Genomic DNA, 396 nt, shown 5'->3' on the forward strand with positions numbered 1-396 from the left:
TCAGGCAACGGAAAAGCTGCTTATCAAAGCCTTGGAAAAAGGCGGCGTGCGGCTGCTTGGCCATGATGGCGAGGGTCCGGGCGTCCGCCTGATTTCAGGCTTACCACCGCAACCGCAATAGGCCCCTCGCCTTCTAAAAATCCAATGCGGGCGGCGCATCGTCGCATCAGTGCATTGGATCGCTCGAAGCTCATTAATTCGGGCCTTTATTGGACCTGGCAATTCCGTCTTTGCCAGAATCGTTCGCCACTATGCGAAAGCCTTCCATCGAGTTTCCTGCATGGCGCTGCTTTGTGTCGTCTCGATTGAACGTGCTTAAGGGTTTCACGTGAGTCGCTGAATGGGCCGCATTCGCACACGCGGCGATCTCCGAAATGATCTCTTCGACCCATACAG

The 396-nt window shown here is 55.3% G+C and carries 1 protein-coding gene; it reads right to left on the bottom strand.

The window, feature by feature from the left end; translation table 11 throughout:
- Positions 1-193: 193 nt before the first annotated feature.
- On the bottom strand, positions 194-396 hold a 203-nt coding region (locus AB1462_RS32370; protein ID WP_367249214.1), incomplete at its 5' end, for a hypothetical protein.

The organism is Pseudomonas sp. SB113, from assembly GCF_040754745.1.
In the GTDB taxonomy this organism is placed as follows: Bacteria; Pseudomonadota; Gammaproteobacteria; order Pseudomonadales; family Pseudomonadaceae; genus Aquipseudomonas; species Aquipseudomonas grimontii.